17 protein-coding genes are annotated in these 18,118 nt (G+C 58.3%); 14 read left to right on the forward strand and 3 right to left on the reverse strand.

All coding sequences use genetic code 11. The features are described 5' to 3' along the window. The first annotated feature begins 69 nt into the window (after positions 1–69). From LVD12_RS10360 to LVD12_RS10380, 5 genes are all read left to right on the forward strand, one after another. The gene (locus tag LVD12_RS10360; RefSeq protein WP_237067636.1) at positions 70–342 is read left to right on the forward strand and encodes a DUF4242 domain-containing protein; all 273 of its coding nucleotides are present in this window, start codon (positions 70–72) and stop codon (positions 340–342) included. A 314-nt stretch (positions 343–656) separates the two neighbouring features. Next, positions 657–1,442, forward strand: a complete 786-nt coding sequence (locus LVD12_RS10365) for an outer membrane protein OmpK (RefSeq protein WP_237067637.1) — start codon at positions 657–659, stop codon at positions 1,440–1,442. A gap of 28 nt (positions 1,443–1,470) precedes the next feature. After that, positions 1,471–2,814, forward strand: a complete 1,344-nt coding sequence (locus LVD12_RS10370) for an NCS2 family permease (protein WP_237067638.1) — start codon at positions 1,471–1,473, stop codon at positions 2,812–2,814. A gap of 25 nt (positions 2,815–2,839) precedes the next feature. Continuing rightward, positions 2,840–3,403: a phosphoribosyltransferase gene (locus LVD12_RS10375; protein ID WP_237067639.1), complete on the forward strand. Its 564-nt coding sequence runs from the start codon at positions 2,840–2,842 to the stop codon at positions 3,401–3,403. A 215-nt stretch (positions 3,404–3,618) separates the two neighbouring features. Next, a complete protein-coding gene (locus LVD12_RS10380; protein WP_237067640.1) occupies positions 3,619–5,106 on the forward strand; it encodes a serine/threonine-protein kinase in 1,488 nt (495 codons plus the stop codon). Between the two features lie 231 nt (positions 5,107–5,337). Here the strand turns inward: LVD12_RS10380 and LVD12_RS10385 are convergent, their stop codons facing one another. Both LVD12_RS10385 and LVD12_RS10390 read right to left on the reverse strand, forming a co-directional pair. Continuing rightward, positions 5,338–5,892: a hypothetical protein gene (locus LVD12_RS10385; protein ID WP_237067641.1), complete on the reverse strand. Its 555-nt coding sequence runs from the start codon at positions 5,890–5,892 to the stop codon at positions 5,338–5,340. Between the two features lie 146 nt (positions 5,893–6,038). Beyond that, the gene (locus tag LVD12_RS10390; RefSeq protein ID WP_237067642.1) at positions 6,039–6,980 is read right to left on the reverse strand and encodes a LysR family transcriptional regulator; all 942 of its coding nucleotides are present in this window, start codon (positions 6,978–6,980) and stop codon (positions 6,039–6,041) included. A gap of 132 nt (positions 6,981–7,112) precedes the next feature. On the opposite strand from LVD12_RS10390, the gene aptA reads away from it, so the two are divergent. The 9 genes from aptA (at position 7,113) to LVD12_RS10435 (ending at position 16,797) form a co-directional block, all read left to right on the forward strand. Next, the gene (gene aptA, locus LVD12_RS10395; protein ID WP_237067643.1) at positions 7,113–8,453 is read left to right on the forward strand and encodes an omega-aminotransferase AptA; all 1,341 of its coding nucleotides are present in this window, start codon (positions 7,113–7,115) and stop codon (positions 8,451–8,453) included. Positions 8,454–8,663: 210 nt separating this feature from the next. Next, entirely contained in the window at positions 8,664–10,157 is a 1,494-nt protein-coding gene (locus LVD12_RS10400; RefSeq protein WP_237067644.1) for a CoA-acylating methylmalonate-semialdehyde dehydrogenase, read from the forward strand. Positions 10,158–10,258: 101 nt separating this feature from the next. Then, entirely contained in the window at positions 10,259–10,720 is a 462-nt protein-coding gene (locus LVD12_RS10405; protein WP_237067645.1) for a protein tyrosine phosphatase family protein, read from the forward strand. 35 nt (positions 10,721–10,755) lie between these two features. Continuing rightward, complete coding sequence (locus LVD12_RS10410) at positions 10,756–10,902, forward strand: GNAT family N-acetyltransferase (protein WP_237067646.1); 147 nt, start codon at positions 10,756–10,758, stop codon at positions 10,900–10,902. 212 nt (positions 10,903–11,114) lie between these two features. Further along, the gene (locus tag LVD12_RS10415) at positions 11,115–12,380 is read left to right on the forward strand and encodes an OmpP1/FadL family transporter (RefSeq protein ID WP_237067647.1); all 1,266 of its coding nucleotides are present in this window, start codon (positions 11,115–11,117) and stop codon (positions 12,378–12,380) included. Positions 12,381–12,821: 441 nt separating this feature from the next. Beyond that, the gene (locus tag LVD12_RS10420; RefSeq protein ID WP_237067648.1) at positions 12,822–13,190 is read left to right on the forward strand and encodes a PH domain-containing protein; all 369 of its coding nucleotides are present in this window, start codon (positions 12,822–12,824) and stop codon (positions 13,188–13,190) included. A 39-nt stretch (positions 13,191–13,229) separates the two neighbouring features. Beyond that, positions 13,230–14,141, forward strand: a complete 912-nt coding sequence (locus LVD12_RS10425) for a phosphodiester glycosidase family protein (protein WP_237067649.1) — start codon at positions 13,230–13,232, stop codon at positions 14,139–14,141. 8 nt (positions 14,142–14,149) lie between these two features. Further along, positions 14,150–15,082 (forward strand): Nmad3 family putative nucleotide modification protein, encoded by a 933-nt coding sequence (locus LVD12_RS10430; protein ID WP_237067650.1) that lies wholly within the window; start codon positions 14,150–14,152, stop codon positions 15,080–15,082. Between the two features lie 119 nt (positions 15,083–15,201). After that, positions 15,202–16,797: a thioredoxin domain-containing protein gene (locus LVD12_RS10435; RefSeq protein ID WP_237067651.1), complete on the forward strand. Its 1,596-nt coding sequence runs from the start codon at positions 15,202–15,204 to the stop codon at positions 16,795–16,797. Between the two features lie 100 nt (positions 16,798–16,897). Here LVD12_RS10435 and LVD12_RS10440 read toward each other — a convergent pair whose 3' ends face one another. Next, positions 16,898–17,827 (reverse strand): SGNH/GDSL hydrolase family protein, encoded by a 930-nt coding sequence (locus LVD12_RS10440; protein ID WP_237067652.1) that lies wholly within the window; start codon positions 17,825–17,827, stop codon positions 16,898–16,900. Positions 17,828–18,118 lie beyond the last annotated feature (291 nt).

An 18,118-nucleotide genomic window follows, 5' to 3' on the forward strand; every position in this document is an offset into this window, starting at 1 on the left:
GTGATCAACTTGTCCAGATGACCGGACACTTCAACAACGCTGTTGTTGCCCACAATAAGGAAATTGGCCATGCCAAAATTTGTCATCGAACGGGAAATTCCCGGTGCCGGGAACCTGACTCAGGAAGAGCTTCAGGGCATTTCGCAGAAATCCTGTGGAGTTTTGAGGGAGCTGGGCCCATCGGTACAGTGGATCCAAAGCTTTGTCACCCCAGACAAGATCTACTGTATGTACATTGCGCCCGATAAAGAAGCGGTGATCAGTCACGCCGAAATGGGCGGTTTCCCGGCCAACACCATCTCTGAAATCACCTCCGTGATCGACCCGGTAACCGCCGAATAGCGTCTGACACTAATCGGGGCCCGCTTTCCCGGCGGGCTCCGCAACTATCCATCCCCCCGCCCTCAGCTAGCCAGCATTCCCTCGAACATGGCCCTGGCAGCAAAATTTGGAAAAATTTTTCTTTTAAGCGACAAAAAAAGGTAATTTGTCGCGAACCCATTTCAGCTGCGTCCTCTTGAGCGTGAAAAAATTGGCAAAACTGTCGCCATTCCGGTAAATTCCGCGCTCATTTTTTAACCAGCTGCGGGCGATGCCTGCCTGTAGCCCGCGCGAGGCCAGCCCTGCCTTTCGATTCGCTGTCACTGAGGTACCCCGTGAATCTGCCCAAGACCCTGCTTTTTGTAGTCGCCGGCCTGACATCCCTGACCACCAGCGCCGAGATGCTGTGGAATGACAACAGCCTGAGCCTGCTCTACGGCAGGGACTACAAGGTCCACTACAGCCTGGAGACTGACGACTCCAGCCGCAGTGTCATGACCTACGAGCACGTCAGCGGCCACGGCTGGGGCGACCTGTTCATGTTCGCCGATTACCTGACCTCAGATGCAGGGTCCGACGAGCTGTACACGGAAGTCTCCCCGCGCCTGAGCTTCGGGAAACTGGGCGGTCGCGACCTCTCTTTCGGTCCGGTCAAAGACGTGCTGGCCGCAGGGACCCTGGAAATCGGGAACTTCGACGACCCCGACAGCCTCACCGCCACCGGTCCACACTTCATGAACAAGCTGGCGGGTGTGGGCTTTGACCTGGCGGTTCCGGGCTTCACTTTCTTCCAGGCCAACCTCTACCACCGCGACAACGACGACAAGGCCGACAATGAGCAGCTGACCCTGGCCTGGGGTCTGCCATTTGCCCTCGGTGGAGAGAGCTTCCTGTATGACGGCTTCCTCGACTGGGCCAGCGCTTCCGCCGATGCCCACCCGAGCATGAATTTCACTTCCCAGCTGAAGTGGGACCTGGGCGCCCGCTGGGGCCAGCCGAAGGCACTGTATGCCGGCATCGAGTATGTTCACTGGGACGACAAGTTCGGCATCAAGGACGGTACCTTTGGTATTGATTCCAATGAGCGCAACGTGAACCTGCTGGTCAAGTACCACTTCTGATCCCCGCTTACTGCAACTGGACAAGACTATGACTGACATCCGCACTCAGGCATCAGCCAGCTCCTCCACCAGGCAGCCGTCCCTGCTTGAACGCCTGTTCAAGCTGTCGGAGCGGGACACTACCGTGCGCCGGGAAATCATCGCCGGTGTAACCACCTTCCTGACCATGGCCTATATCATTTTCGTGAACCCGAACATCATGGCCGCGGCCGGTATGGACAAGGGTGCCGTGTTCACCGCCACCTGCCTGGCGGCAGCGATCGGCTGCCTGATCATGGGCTTGTACGCCAACTACCCGTTCGCGCTGGCACCGGGTATGGGCCTGAATGCGTTTTTCAGCTTCGTGGTCGTGGGCGAGATGGGATACAGCTGGCAGGTAGCCCTGGGGGCGGTGTTTATTTCCGGCGTGGTATTCCTGCTACTCAGTATCTTCAAAGTACGGCAGTGGATTATCGATAGTATTCCGCTGTCGCTGCGCCAGGCGCTTGCTGCGGGTGTCGGCCTGTTCCTGGCCATTATCGCCCTGAAAAGTGCGGGCATCGTCACCGCCAGCCCTGCCACACTGGTGACACTGGGCGACCTCACCTCCAGTGATGCCATCCTCGCAGCGCTGAGCTTCTTCGTGATTTCCGCGCTGGCCTACCGGCGCATGCTGGGTGCGGTAATGATCGGCATTCTCGTCGTGACTGTTATTGCCCTTGCGATGGGCAAGGTGGAATATGCCGGCATCCTGTCTGCGCCGCCGAGCATGGCCCCGACCTTCCTGCAGCTGGACATTGCCGGTGCGTTTGAAGTGGGCATGATCAGCGTGATCTTCGCCTTCCTGTTTGTGGACCTGTTCGACACTGCCGGCACCCTGCTCAGCACTGCCGACCGTGCCAAACTGCTGGATGAGAAAGGCCAGCTGCCCGGCATGGGCAAGGCGCTGATGGCAGACAGCTCCGCCTCTGCAGTGGGCTCCCTGCTGGGATCCTCCACCACCACGACTTATGTGGAGAGCACCGCGGGTGTCGCCGCTGGCGGTCGCACCGGTCTCACTGCCGTCGTGTGCGCTGGCCTGTTTCTGCTCGCCCTGTTCTTCTCGCCGCTGGTGGGTATGGTGCCGGGCTACGCGACTGCAGGTGCACTGCTCTATGTGGCGGTACTGATGACTTCCGGCCTGTCGTCCATCGACTGGGATGATATCACCGAAGCCGCACCGGCGGTGGTGGCCGCGGTGATGATGCCGCTGTCCTTCTCCATCGCCAACGGCATCGCGCTGGGCTTCATTGCCTACGCGGTAATCAAGACACTGAGTGGCCGCAGCAAGGACGTCAGCATCAGTGTCTATCTTCTGGCGGCACTCTTTGTTGCCAAATTCATGTTCTTCTGAGGGCTGCCTTCTTATGGGAACCAACGTGAAAAAGCACTTCATCAGCGCACAGCAGTTGCTGGCGGATTCCTACGCGCTTGCGGAGCGGGTTTTCCAGAGCGGTTTCCGCCCCAATTACATTGTCGGCGTCTGGCGTGGCGGCGCGCCGGTGGGCATTGCGGTACAAGAGTTGCTGCATGTAATGGGCGTGGATGCAGACCATATCGCCATCCGCACCTCTTCCTATACCGGTATCGGCCAGCGTGACAAGCACGTGCGCGTACACGGCCTGACCTACCTGATCAAGCGTGTGGAGTCCCATCACAATCTGCTGATCGTGGACGACGTGCACGATTCTGGTCTCAGCATCGACCAGACCATCAAGGACCTGCATAAGGCGTGCAAGAAGAACACCCCTGAAATCCGCGTGGCCACGCCTTACTACAAGCCAGAAAACAACAGGACCGAACGCGAACCGCACTACTACCTGCACAGGACCAGCGAGTGGCTGGTGTTCCCGCACGAGATCGATGGCCTGTCCCGGGCGGAGATCCTCGAGCACAAGCCCGAACTGGCGCCCTATATCGACCGGATTTCTACCGCGCTCTGATCCTTTGCTCGAGCGGGGCGGCGCGATGCCGCCCCCCACCAGCCCGACTACTCACCGCAGAATGTGACACACCTCACATCAGAACAGCGGTGACCGATCAGGTTTATCTCCCCGCAGTTGAGCGCTATCCTTGCGACTTTCAGGCAATGGGAATGGCCGCCAGTCGCTGAAGCTGGGTGGGCAACTCCCACTGATAGCAGGCTCGCCAGGCGCTTATGGATCACTCCCACCTCGACATCCCCGGTTACACCATCCACGGCCAGATAGGTCACGGCGGTATGGCCTCAGTCTACCTGGCCACTCAGGAGTCATTGAACCGGAAGGTAGCCATTAAGGTCCTGCGCAAGAGCTCTGACGAATCTCTCAATGCCCGCTTCATCAAAGAAGCCCATTTTATCGCCAGCCTGGCAAACCCACACATCATCACCATTCACGATATCTCGACCCTGGCCAGCGGCGATTACTACATTGCCATGGAGCTGCTGGATGGCGGTGACCTGAGCCATAACCTGCATCGCTTCCAGGAGCCCGCTGCGATCCTGCGCTTGATCCAGCAGATTGCCGAGGGATTGGCGGTGGTACACGATAGGGGCATCATCCACCGCGATGTGAAACCTGCCAACATTCTGTTCCGCAACGATGGTACGGCGGTGCTGACCGACTTCGGCATCGCCAAGGATGTGGATAACAACTCTGACCTGACGCAAGCCGGATTCAGCCTGGGCAGCCCGTCCTACAGCAGTCCTGAGCAGGCACAGGGTCAGCCGATCGATATCACAACCGATATCTACAGCCTGGGCGTTATTCTGCTGGAGTTGTTACTCGGCTATAACCCGTTCAAGGGCGACAGTCACACCTCCACGGCAATCAATCATATCCAGCAACCAGTACCGGTTTTACCGGCCGAGCTGCAATATCTGTCTGCACTGCTCGGCCGTATGCTCGCGAAACAACCCTGCGAGCGATTTCAGTCCTGCCGGCAATTGGCCTCGGCTATTGAGCCTCTGTTACAACCAGAGGCAAAAGCCGGCTGCGAAAAACCAGTTGCTCCGATTGCCGCTCCGCTTGGCACAATTCGGCTTGCCACCAGGGCCTACCCGCGCCTCCTGCCAGCCATCGCCGTCATTGCTGGGCTGTTGATACTCTCGGCCCTGACCTACGAAAGCGAAACGGATCGACAAATTCGCCAGCTGCTCGAACAGGCGGAGCTGAGTATGGACGAGGGGCGCTATGTTTTCCCCGAGCGCGACAATGCGCGCTATTACTATCGTCAGGTACTGCTGCTGGATACCGATAACAACTCGGCGAATGAGGGACTTGTAGAGGTCACGCAGAAACTGATCGAGGGCTACGTCACCCGTGGCGCCGTAGCAATGGAAGAGGGCCGCCTGAACCGCCCGAGGGGCGACAATGCACTGCACTATTACCGCAAGGCGCTGGCACTGGACAGCGAGAGTCCACAGGCGCTTGCGGGAATGGAACAACTGGCTGCGGAATTCGCCCGCCGCGGCCGGGCCAACCTGCTGGAGGGTGACCTCAAGCGAGCGGATTACAATGTCACCCGCGGCCTGCGGATAAACTCCGAGGATGCAGAACTGCTGACACTGCGCACAGAGATCGACCAGAAGATGCCCACCACCAAGAAGGTGCTTCGCAATGTCCTGGGAAAAATCCGCAAGACGATCGATAGCAGCTCAGAATGATTGAATTGAAAGGGCCGGCTTGGACATTTTTCTCTGATGATCCTGCCATCGCTGCAGACTAGGACAAGTTATTGGCCTAAATGAGAAACCGCCTCACACCCTCTAAACCTGTAGAATTGGCACGAAAAACAATGCAAGGTGCCGGCCATTTAAGACTCATGGCCGAATTGATCCTTTCCACAGTGGCCTGGCGCAGTCACCCCGCGCCAGGCATTTACTCATGCTGTTCGATTAGGGGAACAGGAATGGGTAGCACGGAGAGGAGGGGTCCAGCGATATGGAAATCGTATAGAACCCCTGCCAGAGAGTTGATCCGTAGCCCCGATCAGCGGTTGCGTCCAATGCAATTTTCTCGCGAATGGCAAAGTTGAAACAAAGTGGGATCAGCTGATCAGGATTTTGTGGATCCAGAGGCAAAGACACAGTCTGTAAACCAGTGGCAGTAATATTACTGTAATCTACCCCATCAAGAAACGGGTTGTAGTTGGGGTCATATGGCTCAGGAAAGGACGCGGGCAATACATCGAGCCGATGTATGATGTTGGGCGCATCTGCTGTCGCCTCGCACACCTCAAGCAAAGTATTCTTGTTAGTCACGCAAGATTCAGCGTCACAATATTTAAAGTTCGGCGAAAAGGTTGCAGTGAATTTTTCACAGTCAGTAAAAAAGGAGACGAACTGCTCCTCCACGAGGTTGGTTGCCTGCTCAGAGGTAATGTCAGCGGCCACAGAGCCAGAAGACACATGCAAGAGAATTACTGCAAATAGGCGATGTAGGGCTTTCATGTCCCATCTCCGGATCGATTTATATTATTGTGTCCGGGGTTACAGCTCTCCCTGGAGCGGAAAAAGTTCGCAAAGCCGGTTCCTAAAGTCAATCGCGACGATGAGATTGACGCCACCTATCTCATCAGCACCCTGAATCGCTATGTCTAGAAGGCATTTTGCCCACCACCATGCGCCAACATCAGGCAACTCCACAAGCTGTCCACTATCCGCGAAGGCTTCGGCGATACCCGCTGGATCGCCACAAAGTCGCACTGGTATTGATAGCGCTGCGGACAGATCGCACGGATTTCCCCTTTTTTCACAAAGCTTTCCGCATAGTGATCCGGCAGGTAGCCAATATAGCGGCCGGACTGCAGGCAGTGGACGATGGCCTCCTGGTCGTTGACGGTAATATCCCGTTGTAGGCCGAGCTTGTTGCCCACTTCCATATTCGGTGAGTGGTAGCCAAGGCCGGCATATTTGCTGTCTCGGATGGCATCGTCATCGATGGAGATATCGGCGGTGGCAAACAGCGGGTGGCGGTAACCGCAGTAGAGATACATCTGTTCGTAGAACAGGTGCTGGTAGTCGAGACTGGGGGAGGCCCGGTGGGTGGGGATCACGCCCAGCTGGAAGCGCCCTTCCATCACCCCGCGTTCGATTTCATTGATGGGCTCAATATGGATATCCAGGCTCACTTCGGGTGCCAGGTCATCGAACCGGCGCAGTGCCTCACCGATATGGGCGGCCGGATTGGTGACCATCTTGTCGAACAGGGCGATGGCGATATGGCCGGTCATGCGCTTGTGCACGTCTGCCACCTCGCCGCGGAATGCCTCCAGGGAGGCGAGCAGTTTCAGGGTCGCCTGATAGATCTGGCGCCCCTCGTCCGTGAGGGCAAAACCGGCGCGCCCGCGCCGGCACAGGGTCACCCCCAGCCGCACCTCCAGATCTTTGATATGACGGCTGATGGTGGAGCGGCCTACGTTTAGCTCCAGCTCGGCCGCCGAAAAGCCTCCGGCCTCCGCCACCGCACGGAAGACCCGCAGCAGTCGCAGGTCGATATCACTCAGCTGGCCCAGCAAGGCGGCCTGTTTGCGTCCCATCAGTCATCCCACCACAGAAAGTTTCACCCATATGAAACCAAACGTCGATAAATTGCAATTTATGCAACATTGATGCTCGCTTAAAGTCACTGCCATTCCACAGTCATACCGAGTGTTTCCGGGAGAATAAGAATGAGTGACAAGTTCGCCGGGCTGACCCAGGCACAGCTGGACGCCCACTGGATGGCCTATACGGGCAACCGCCAGTTCAAGAAGGACCCGCGCATCATCACTGGCGCCGATGGCTGCTACTACACCAGCGCCGATGGCCGCCGTATCTTTGATGGCCTGTCCGGCCTGTGGACCTGCGGCGCAGGCCACAATCGCGCGGAAATCGCCGATGCGGTCAGCGAACAGCTGCGCACCCTCGATTACTCGCCGGCGTTCCAGTTCGGCCACCCCAAGGCCTTTGAGCTGGCCGAGCGTATCACCCAGTTCATGCCGGAGGGACTGAATCGCGTGTTCTTCACCGGCTCAGGCTCCGAGTCTGCCGAGACCTCACTGAAGATCGCCCGCGCTTACTGGCGCAAGAAGGGCATGCCCACCAAGACCAAGCTGATTGGCCGCGCCAAGGGCTACCACGGCGTGAACTTCGGCGGAATCAGCGTCGGCGGCATCGGTGCCAACCGCGCCCTGTACGGTACTGCCGTGGATGCCGACCACCTGGCCCACACCGTGCTGCCGGAAAACAAGTTCAACAAAGGTATGCCGGAGGAAGGTGCACACCTGGCAGACGAACTGCTGGAACTGATCGCCCTGCACGATGCCTCCAACATCGCTGCCGTGATCGTCGAGCCCATGGCCGGCTCTGCCGGTGTGCTGCCGCCGCCCAAGGGCTACCTGAAGCGCCTGCGTGAGATCTGTGACCAGCACAATATCCTGCTGATCTTCGACGAGGTCATCACCGCGTTCGGCCGTATGGGTGCGGCCACCGGCGCCGAGGCCTTCGGTGTGACCCCTGACATCCTCAATACTGCCAAGCAGCTGACCAATGGTGCGGTTCCCATGGGTGCGGTGATCGCCAAGCAGGAGATCTACGACACCTTCATGGAACAGGGTGGTCACGACTACCTGCTGGAACTGCCCCACGGCTACACCTACTCCGCCCACCCGGTTGCCTGTGCAGCGGCTCTGGCCTCACTGGATATCCTGGAAAAGGAAAACCTGTTCAGCCGCGCCGGCGAACTGGCCACCGTCCTCGAGGAGCGCGTGCATCAGCTCAAGGGGCTGCCGCTGGTCAGCGATATCCGCAACTGCGGTGTGGCCGCCGGCCTCACCATCGAAGCAGCTCCGGGCGAACCGCTGCTGCGCCCCTACCAGATCGCCATGAAGATGTGGGAGAAGGGTTTCTATGTCCGTTACGGGGGCGACACCGTGCAGCTGGGTATGCCGTTCGTTGCCGAGCCGGAGGAGATCGATCGACTGGTGAATGCACTGGGAGACTGTATCAAGCTGGTGGCTGACAGCCAGTAACCAACCGCTACCAGATCCCTTCCAACACCAGATACCGAGATCCAGAGTTCAGGTGGTCGAGCGCTTTCTGCTTCAGGCCACCGTCGTCATCCCGGCGTAAGCCGGGATCCAGTGCCGCAAAGCCGGATGCCCAGCGGGCAATGGGTGCCGGATCAGGTCCGGCATGACGAGAAACAAATTTTATAGATCTAAAAATAGAGAGGTTTACTCATGAGCATTGTGGGTCATTACATCAACGGCCAGGTCTCCGAGGCCGCCGAACGCACCCAGGACGTATTCAACCCGGCCACCGGGGAGGTCACCAAGCAGGTCGCCATCGCCGCCAAGGAAACTGTCGAGGAGGCCATCGCTGCCGCACAGGCTGCTTTCCCGGCCTGGCGCGACACTCCGCCCGCAAAGCGTGCGAAGGTGATGTTCAAGTTCAAGCAGCTGCTGGAAGAAAACGCGGAGCAGATCTGCGCGATGATCGGCGAGGAGCACGGCAAGATTTCCCACGACGCCATGGGTGAGCTGACCCGCGGTATCGAGAATGTGGATTTCGCCTGCTACGCACCGCAGATGCTGAAAGGCGAGCACAGCCGCAACGTGGGCCCCAACATCGATTCCTGGAGTGAAATGCAGCCGCTGGGCGTCGTGGCCGGCATCACCCCGTTCAACTTCCCGGCCATGGTACCGCTGTGGATGTTCCCGCTGGCGATCGTGTGCGGTAACACCTTCGTGCTCAAACCGTCCGAGCGCGATCCGTCCGCCGCTATTTACCTGGCCCAGCTGCTGCAGGAAGCCGGTCTGCCGGATGGCGTACTGAACGTGGTTAATGGCGATAAGGTTGCCGTGGATACCCTGCTGACTGCACCGGAAGTGCAGGCAGTCAGCTTTGTCGGCTCCACCCCGATTGCAGAGTACGTCTACTCCACAGCCAGCGCCCACGGCAAACGCTGTCAGGCACTGGGCGGTGCCAAGAATCACGCCATCATCATGCCCGATGCCGACATGGATAACGCCGTGGCTGCACTGACCGGCGCCGCCTTCGGTTCCTCCGGCGAGCGCTGTATGGCTCTGTCTGTTGCCGTCTGCGTGGGTGACGAAGCCGCCGATACCTTTATCGAGAAGATGAGCGGCGAAATGCAGAAGCTGAAGGTCGGCGCCTATACCGACAGCAGCAACGACTTCGGCCCGGTAATCACCGAAGCTCACAAAAACAAGGTGAACGGCTACATTGCCAGCGCCGAGGAGCAGGGTGCAACCATCGTGGTGGATGGCCGCAATCCGGAAGTAAAGGGCTATGAGAATGGTTTCTTCGTCGGCGGCACTCTGATCGACAACGTAAAGCCGGGCATGACCTGCTACGAAGAGGAAATCTTCGGTCCGGTACTGCTGGTAGTGCGCGCCAAGAGCATGGAAGAAGCCATGCAGATGATCAACGATCACGAGTATGGCAACGGCACCTGTATCTTCACCCGTGACGGCGAGGCAGCGCGCTACTTCAGCGACAACATCCTCGTCGGCATGGTGGGTATCAACGTACCGCTACCGGTACCGGTTGCCTACCACAGCTTCGGCGGCTGGAAGCGCTCTCTGTTCGGTTGCCTGAGTGCTTACGGTCCGGACGGTGTGCGCTTCTACACCAACCGCAAGACCATCACCCAGCGCTGGCCGTCCAGTGGCGTGCGTGAAGGTGCGCAGTTCTCCTTCCCGAGTAACTGATCACCGCTCAAGACTGAGCTGGACTCTCCCGGATTTTCCGGGGGAGTCCGACCCGACTGCGGGTGATAGACTGGACCGAACGGAACCCGGTGCCCAAGCCAATGGATGTCAGAAACTTTCTCCAGCTATCCAAGCGCATTGCCACTTCCGGGCAACCAACAGAACCCGACTTTGCAGTTATCGCCGAACGCGGTTATACGGCCGTCATCAATCTTGCCATGAGCAGTACCGTACACGCGCTGCCTGCAGAAGGTGATATGGTCAATGACCTGGGGATGACCTACGCCCATCTCCCGGTCCCGTTCGATCGCCCCACGGCACAACACTTCACTCTCTTTGCCTCCTTGATGCAGGAACTCTCCCAAGCGAAAGTCTGGGTGCACTGCGCGCTGAATCTGCGCGTCTCCGCTTTTATGTACCTGTACAACCGCATCTATCGCCATCAAAAAGCAGATGAGGCCGCTGCAATGCTGCATAAAATCTGGCAGCCAGATCCGGTCTGGAGCTCGTTCATTACCCAAATACTCAACACTCATGGGCTCAGCAATACCCCAACAGATTGAGGTATGACTTGTCGGCACCGAGTAGGAACTGACCGGTGAAAGCGCATGGTCGGGAACAGAGCTGTGAACAGTTACGCCTGAATTCCGGTGTACAACGCTCTGGCGCCTACCGGTTTTACCTGCGCGAGGGCTTTGATATCAACAGCCACCCCCTTACCTTTAGCGAATTTTTCTGGAGGTAGTCCTCAACACTCCCAATCTGGAAACCTCGCAGATCGCCAGCACTCCAATAACGCGCCTCTATTCAGGTACCCTTCCACACCTCCTTCCGGCAAAAACCCTTAAAGGCATAAGCATAGAAATTTTTAGTATTTCCCGGTTATAACGCTTGGCTCTTACAATCCTCGCCCCGCAAAAGACCTTTTACTGAACACCGAGCCCGAAAGTAGGATCAATGAGCAAGAAAATTGCCCAGCTGTCTGCCACAGCGCTCTCCGCAGCCGCCCTGTTTACCGTGTACTCCGCCGAAGCCACCAATGGCTATTTCGTAGAAGGGGTAGGTCCGAAGGCCCAGGCAATGGCTGGCGTTGGCGTGGCCCTGCCACAGGATGCGCTGGCCGCTGCGAACAATCCGGCGGGTACTGCACTGGTAGGCAACCGACTGGATGTGGGCTTCACTGTGTTCAGCCCCGATCGCAGTGCGCGGATTCGCAGCAACCTCGCCGGCGCAGACGGCGATTACGATGGCAATGAGAAGAGCGATTTTGTCATTCCCGAGCTCGGCTATACCCGCATGCTCTCCCCACAACTGAGCTGGGGAGTAGCGGTTTACGGCAACGGTGGCATGAACACCGGTTACCAGAACAACCCGTTCGCCGCTTTCGGCTCCAGTGGTGAAGCCGGCGTCGACCTGAGCCAGCTGTTTATCACTCCGTCACTGGCCTACCGCCCGACCCCGGATCACGCTTTCGGGGTCGCCACCACCTTCGCCGTGCAGCGCTTTGAGGCCACCGGATTGCAGGCCTTTGATAACCCGTTTGTTTCCGCCAGCGCGGGCAACGTCACTGATCGCGGTCATGACACCGCCCACGGCTGGGGAGTAAAACTCGGTTGGATCGGTCGCCTGCGCGAAGACCTGAGCCTTGGCGCTACCTGGTCTTCCCGTATCGAGACCGGAGAATTCGATCGCTACGAGGGACTGTTCGCCGACCGCGGCGGCTTTGATATTCCGGAAAACTACGCCGTCGGTCTAAGCTGGAACGCCACACCGCGCCTGACCATAGCCGCAGACTGGCAGCGCATCCTGTACAGTGATACCGGCTCCGTGGGCAACTCCCTCAGCCTGCTGTTCCAGGGCAATCCGCTCGGGGCCGATGGCGGCCCGGGTTTTGGCTGGCAGGATGTTGAAGTCACCAAACTGGGCACAGCTTTCAGGGCCACTGATGACCTGACCCTGCGCGCGGGTATCAGCCATGCCGGGCAACCAATCCCTGCAGGTGAGGCCTTTATCAATATTCTCGCTCCCGGTGTGATCGAGGATCACATGAGCATCGGTGCGGACTGGCGCACGGCTCTGGGGGAGTTCACCGTGTCCTATGCGCATGCTTTTGAGGAGACGGTCCAGGGAGACAACTCCATCCCCACTGCCTTTGGCGGCGGTGAGGCTGAGCTGACCATGAGCCAGGATATCCTGCGCTTCGGCTGGTCCCGCAACTTCTGACTCAGGCAAGGCCGCTTCTCGGCGGCCTTCAGCTTCAGCCCGCACTTCAGTAGTTAAAGTAAGCGACGCTCCAGGACGTGTATCTCGGGCCATTGGCAGCAGGATCTCGCTGATGGCGCTGACACGGAGGTGACAGGGATGTCTCTGGGCATCCCGAGATACACGTCCTGGGGCTTTGCCCTGCCACCATCCACGGGATAGCCCCCGTCGGCTCTTTTGAGAGCCGGGCCCGATCAGGGCCTCCATCAGAAGACACCATTCCCCGCCCAGAGAGCCGCCGTGATATAAAAGGAGGTTCACTAAACCGCACTGAATGTTTTTCTTGCGGGGCATCATGAGCAGAAGCGTTATGTTCCGGCGATAGTACTAAGCCGTACCGAGCTTGCTGAAACATGCTCTGGTTGAGCTTCGAATCTTGGCAAAGCATCAAAAGGGCAAAGAATGATTGATTTTGACAACAAGGGCTTTTTCAAACTGAAGCAAAATGCCGGCTTTGCCGAGAAGGTGGCACCACTATTACTCGACGGCGAGGAAGTACTGGATTCCTTCAAGTCCCTGCGCGATGGAGTCGTGTTTACCAGCAAACGGATCATCGCGGTAAATGTGCAGGGACTGACGGGCAGCAAGAGGGATTTCACATCACTCCCGTACAAGAATATTGTCGCTTATTCGGTGGAGACATCCGGCACTTTTGACCTCGATGCCGAGCTACAGGTCTATTTTTCGTCGCTGGGCAGGATAACCTTCGAGTTTTCCGGCAGTGTGCACATGACCGATATCTGCCACTATATCTCCCGGTTTTCGCTCTGATTGTCTGAGGCGCTAATCGCAATCTGCGAGGAGTTATCCATGACACCATTCGATCGACCTCACCATAAGTCCATCGCCAACGCACTGATGATGATCGGCTACTGCCTGCTCTCGCTGGCCTCCACACCGGTGTTAGCCAGCTCCCCAACACAGCAGACTCCAGGGGAGCTGATCGTGCATTCGACAGGCAAGGACAGTCATTACCTGTCGATCGATCCGGCAGACCCGCACGTCGAAATTCGACCGCAACTTCGTCCTGAGGCAACGGCGATGCACCAATGGGCCGAGGCGCCCGGTGTACTGGCCGTGATCAATGGCGGTTTTTTTACTGGCAACACAGCCCTTTCTCTACTGGCCAGCGAAGGAAAGGTTCTGGCCCGCAATACTCCCGTGGTCACCCGCGAGGGAAAAAAGTACCCGGTCATGCGCAGTGCTTTCTGGGTCGACTCTGAGGGGCAGTCTCATATCGACTGGATTCACCACCACACCGGCGAGCCCGTGCCGCGACGTCACGGCACTCCCCTGTCCTATGTGGAAAATGATCCGGAGCCCCAGGCCCCGCCCGCTGTCCGACGGGGTGTCCCCATCGACCTCCAGTGGGGTATAGGAGGAGGCCCCCGGCTGCTCCAGGATGGCAGGCCCCGGCTGACATTCCACGAGGAGATTTTCTGGGGCTCAGGCCTTCGCCTTGATGACAGTCGGCCGCGCACTGCCATCTGTATCACCGGCGATAGCCGCATTCTGCTCTATGTGACCAAGTCCGCGCGTCTGGATGAACTGCCGGGCCGCCTGCTCCAGCTGGGCTGCCTCGATGCGATGAATCTCGATGGCGGCGGTTCCAGCGCCATGTACGTGAATGGTGAAGAGATACTCGACCAGCAGCGGGCAGTACCGGCAGTGCTCAGCGTGATCCAGCATTCACCCAACCCCTCAAACGCGATCACGAGGTAAAGGAGCGGATGCGCCTGATCCTGAGCCGCAAGGGCTTCGATTCCTCCGCCGGTGGCTGTCCGAGTCCGATCTTCCCCGACGGGTCTCTCTACCCACTGCCGATACCCGATACAAAATCCTCGATCACTTTCGCAGAGATCGGACACGGGGATATCGATATCGGGGAGCTGGTGGAAGACCTTACCCGCGGACGTCATACCGGCCGGGGCACAGCACATCTGGATCCGGATATGTACCCGGATACATTGCCCCGCTCCCGGGGCTGGCGACCACTGCTGGGACAGACAGGTGCCGCCCAGGGACACTTGCGTCGTCAGGGCGTCCGGCCCGGGGATCTGTTTCTTTTTTTCGGCCTGTTCCGACCGGTTGAGCGGACGAATGGCAAATGGCAGTTCGTACGGCAGGCGCCCGCGCAACACATCTTATGGGGCTGGCTGGCGATCGGTGATGTCTGCCATGTCGACGACCTGAGAGACTCGGAGCTCGGCTGGGCGCGCTACCACCCTCATTTCCAGATCGGTCCGGACTCCGCCAACACACTTTATCTTGCGGCAGACAAACTCGAGCTACCCGAAACCAACGCCCCTGTTGCAGGTGCCGGGGTTTTTCCACAGCTCGCTGAACCGCTGGTACTGACCTGCCCCGACTCACCACGGCCCTCCCTGTGGCGACTGCCCAACTTTTTCTACCCGGGACCGGATCGTACACCACTGAGTTACCACCACAAGGCGGAACGCTGGTGGCGAGATGCGCATGACCGCCAGCCGGGATACTGCCATTTACAGAGTGCTGCGCGAGGACAGGAGTTTGTGCTCGACATGACCCAGTACCCGCAATGCACCGGGTGGATCGCTGAACTGATTCACCAATATGGTTCAGAGAGCCTGGACCCGGCACCCCAGCCTTCCTGCGCCTGGCCGCTCTGGCCATCGTGTAAATAAAACCAGCCATATCGTTCCATTAGGCGCCACCTGTTTGCAAAAGGCCATGGGTGTCATAGAGCGTCGCCAGCCTCTGTGGTAGAACCGGTGGCAGAATAATAACGGATGGAACTGACATCATGGATGAGAGAAATAATCCGCTCTGCCGCTACATGCCATTGCTGTTACTGATTTTCTCCGTACTCCTGGGAGCCTGCACCGCAGACAGACAGGAGATCTCCGCCAACCAGTCACAGGTGGTAGCGAGGATTGGTGAACAGGCCATTACCCTTGCCGAAGTCGACCAGAAAATTCAGCTGCAGCGACACGACCTGGCCCTGACCGAATATCAGCTGCGCTTCAATACACTGAAGTCGATGGTGGATGCAGTCACTCCGCCGGCTGCAAGTGGTGCGGCAGCACCCACCGTTACCTGGCTTCTCCCCCACCCCCGCCCGCCACGACTGGAGATTGATACCCGTCAGCGCGCCATGCGGGGCAATCCCGAAGCGCCAGTCACGCTCGCCGTTTTCTGCTCGTATCAATCGGTACACTGTGCTGCCACCAATCTGGTGGTGCGTCAGTTGCTCGATCGCTACGCAGGCTGGATTTCCGTGGCACCGTTTGATTTTCCCATGCACTTTCACCGTCAGGGCGTACAGGCCGCCAACGCCGTGCACTGCGCCAGCCAACAGGGAACTCCCTGGGCTTATGCGGACGGACTCTATAGCCACGCAAAAGCGCTGGATAAAGATGTCTATGGCCAGCTGGCATCCCAGCTCGGCTTCACGCAGGACGCGTTTGATCGCTGTCAGCTTGAGGCCGACCACAATGAACAGATTGCAGAAGATACCGCATTCGCTCGCCAACTGGGGCTGCAGAGCGTTCCCGTTGTATTTATCAATGGCCTGTACACCAGGGGCCCAAAAACAGCAGCACACTATGGCATGTGGATTGACGAGGAGCTCGAGCGTCTCGGCCACAATCCCTCCACGCCCCATCCGGAGGCTGCCCGCTGGCGACTGTCGACAGACCGGGTCCCCGAGACCGACCTACCGCTGCAGCTGACTGGAACCAGTGTCTCCTCCCGCGCGCAGCAGTCATCGGCGCTTATTCGCATCCGCGAAGCATCGGCCAATCGATTTTCACCCGGCGACACGTTGATGCGCGACGTCACCCTGAAGGCGATACACGAGCGCCATGTCATCCTGACGGTCAACGGGCGGCTCGAGCGACTGAGCCTCAGAGGCGAAGATGACGACTTTGTGCGTGTCCCTAAAACCGGTTCGACCCAGCGCGACGAGGAAACGCTGCGCCGCATCGAGCAACCGGAGGGGGAGACCCGCAAGCTGCTCGCGCCCTCCGGGGTGCTGCCTCTGGGGCAGGAGTGGCTACAGAAGCAACTACAGGACCGGGAGGCGCTGGAGAAGAAGTTCGTCGAAGCCGAGCACGTCGTGGATGGCTACAACCTGTTGCGGCTCGAGGGTATCGAGAATAATGAGTTTTTCACGGCGCTGGGCTTCGAGGAGGGAGACGTAGTAGTCCGGGTAAACGATACCTGGGTCCATAGTGGACAGAATCAGCTCTGGGATGCGCTGACCAGCGGTGAAATGGTGGATGTCACTTTCATGCGTAACGGGCTACCGCAGCGCGTGCAGTATGTTGTGGAAGATCGAGGCTATTTCGAGGACCAGGGGGACCAGCAGAACTCCGGGGATGGTGATTCACCCGAGTAGATCCACTCCGTCGATTCTCCTCTGATGAGTGCAGCCGCAAGCAGGTTCCCAACCGGAAACATCGAAGGGCCCCGATGGGGCCCTGTTCACCGCCGATAAGTTACTTGTCTGGGTTGCCGTTCCACATCAGGTCAGCGACGGTATTCTGGCCACGCACGCTGGGATGGAAGCAGTCTCCACCATCGATATCATCCTTACCGAACTTGAAGGTACCCACGTTCGCCTGGTCCAGGCCGGAGTACTCCGCTACTACCTCAACGCCATTGACGCCATTGTACGCAGCGGCCTCCTGCTGGAGCACTTCATTGTAAAGCCGCTGTGCAGCCTCGATACCGGCAGAGCGTGTTGCAAAGGATTCGCCATTGAGCGTGCCTCCATTGGTGGCGATACGACAGATACCGAAGGTGGACCATGCGCTCTCACAGTTCACCCGCCAGTTACCACTCTGCTTGGCAAGACCCGCCGCGCGCAGGTCCTGCACCCGGGGTACGGAACCCAGAACCACAGTGGATCCTGCGGGCAGGCCGCTGACCAGTTTGTCCAGGCCGGCCTGTACTGCGCCGCGCCACTCGCTCTCGGTGTAGAGGGGGTCCGAGCAGTTGGCGGGGTCGACACAGTCGCGATTGCAGATGTCGTTACCTCCGAGGACCACCTCTACATGATCGGCGACCGTCGTTTCGGTCAGTATGCGATCAGCCTGAACACTGAAGCTGTCACCACCGCCGCGCATCTCTGCTCCGGAGCGCGCAGCGTTCTTGTTGGCGGCCACATTGGGATCAATCGCTTTGTACTTGTCATGAACGCTGTTGACGCTGTTATCCCAGCCATCAAACCAGCTGTGTTCCGGCTGGTCTCCACCCAGCAGACAGAAGAAGCCGCCGGTGAAGAAGGTGTTGCCGGTACAGTCCGCCGCAAACCCCATGGTGATGCTGTCACCAGCTGCAGTGCCTTTCGCCGGTGCAGCGGAGGTGTTGAGTGATACAAGCGCGGAAGTAATGGTAAGTAATACGAACAGACTTGTTTTCTGCATGATGCTTTCTCCGATCATCGATTCTTATGGGTTATTTTTACCAACGCGGTGAACGGAGAAATATTAGGCTTTTGTCGGCACCAAAATCAGAACAAAATACCTGACCAATAAGTCAAGAATGTTATTTGCGAATAGACTCGCAGCCCTGTCGTCAGAAACATTTGCCTGCGCAATAAAGAAAATAGTTTATCCGCCAAGGCAGGTTCCGGCCGTGCAGAGCGCCAATGAATCCAGCGTCAAAATGGTTCATTCCAGCTGATGCAGCTATACCGGGACGAGCCCATCGTCACC

This window comes from Microbulbifer guangxiensis, from assembly GCF_021729075.1.
GTDB classification, from domain to species: Bacteria; Pseudomonadota; Gammaproteobacteria; order Pseudomonadales; family Cellvibrionaceae; genus Microbulbifer; species Microbulbifer guangxiensis.

What these genes read in the sequence shown, in the direction of transcription:
- LVD12_RS10360 (WP_237067636.1), top strand. Translation starts at nt 70, where the DNA reads ATGCCAAAATTTGTCATCGAACGGGAAATTCCCGGTGCCGGGAACCTG.
- LVD12_RS10370 (WP_237067638.1), top strand. Translation starts at nt 1,471, where the DNA reads ATGACTGACATCCGCACTCAGGCATCAGCCAGCTCCTCCACCAGGCAG.
- LVD12_RS10380 (WP_237067640.1), top strand. Translation starts at nt 3,619, where the DNA reads ATGGATCACTCCCACCTCGACATCCCCGGTTACACCATCCACGGCCAG.
- LVD12_RS10385 (WP_237067641.1), bottom strand. Translation starts at nt 5,892, where the DNA reads ATGAAAGCCCTACATCGCCTATTTGCAGTAATTCTCTTGCATGTGTCT.
- LVD12_RS10390 (WP_237067642.1), bottom strand. Translation starts at nt 6,980, where the DNA reads ATGGGACGCAAACAGGCCGCCTTGCTGGGCCAGCTGAGTGATATCGAC.
- aptA (WP_237067643.1), top strand. Translation starts at nt 7,113, where the DNA reads ATGAGTGACAAGTTCGCCGGGCTGACCCAGGCACAGCTGGACGCCCAC.
- LVD12_RS10400 (WP_237067644.1), top strand. Translation starts at nt 8,664, where the DNA reads ATGAGCATTGTGGGTCATTACATCAACGGCCAGGTCTCCGAGGCCGCC.
- LVD12_RS10405 (WP_237067645.1), top strand. Translation starts at nt 10,259, where the DNA reads ATGGATGTCAGAAACTTTCTCCAGCTATCCAAGCGCATTGCCACTTCC.
- LVD12_RS10415 (WP_237067647.1), top strand. Translation starts at nt 11,115, where the DNA reads ATGAGCAAGAAAATTGCCCAGCTGTCTGCCACAGCGCTCTCCGCAGCC.
- LVD12_RS10420 (WP_237067648.1), top strand. Translation starts at nt 12,822, where the DNA reads ATGATTGATTTTGACAACAAGGGCTTTTTCAAACTGAAGCAAAATGCC.
- LVD12_RS10425 (WP_237067649.1), top strand. Translation starts at nt 13,230, where the DNA reads ATGACACCATTCGATCGACCTCACCATAAGTCCATCGCCAACGCACTG.
- LVD12_RS10430 (WP_237067650.1), top strand. Translation starts at nt 14,150, where the DNA reads ATGCGCCTGATCCTGAGCCGCAAGGGCTTCGATTCCTCCGCCGGTGGC.
- LVD12_RS10435 (WP_237067651.1), top strand. Translation starts at nt 15,202, where the DNA reads ATGGATGAGAGAAATAATCCGCTCTGCCGCTACATGCCATTGCTGTTA.
- LVD12_RS10440 (WP_237067652.1), bottom strand. Translation starts at nt 17,827, where the DNA reads ATGCAGAAAACAAGTCTGTTCGTATTACTTACCATTACTTCCGCGCTT.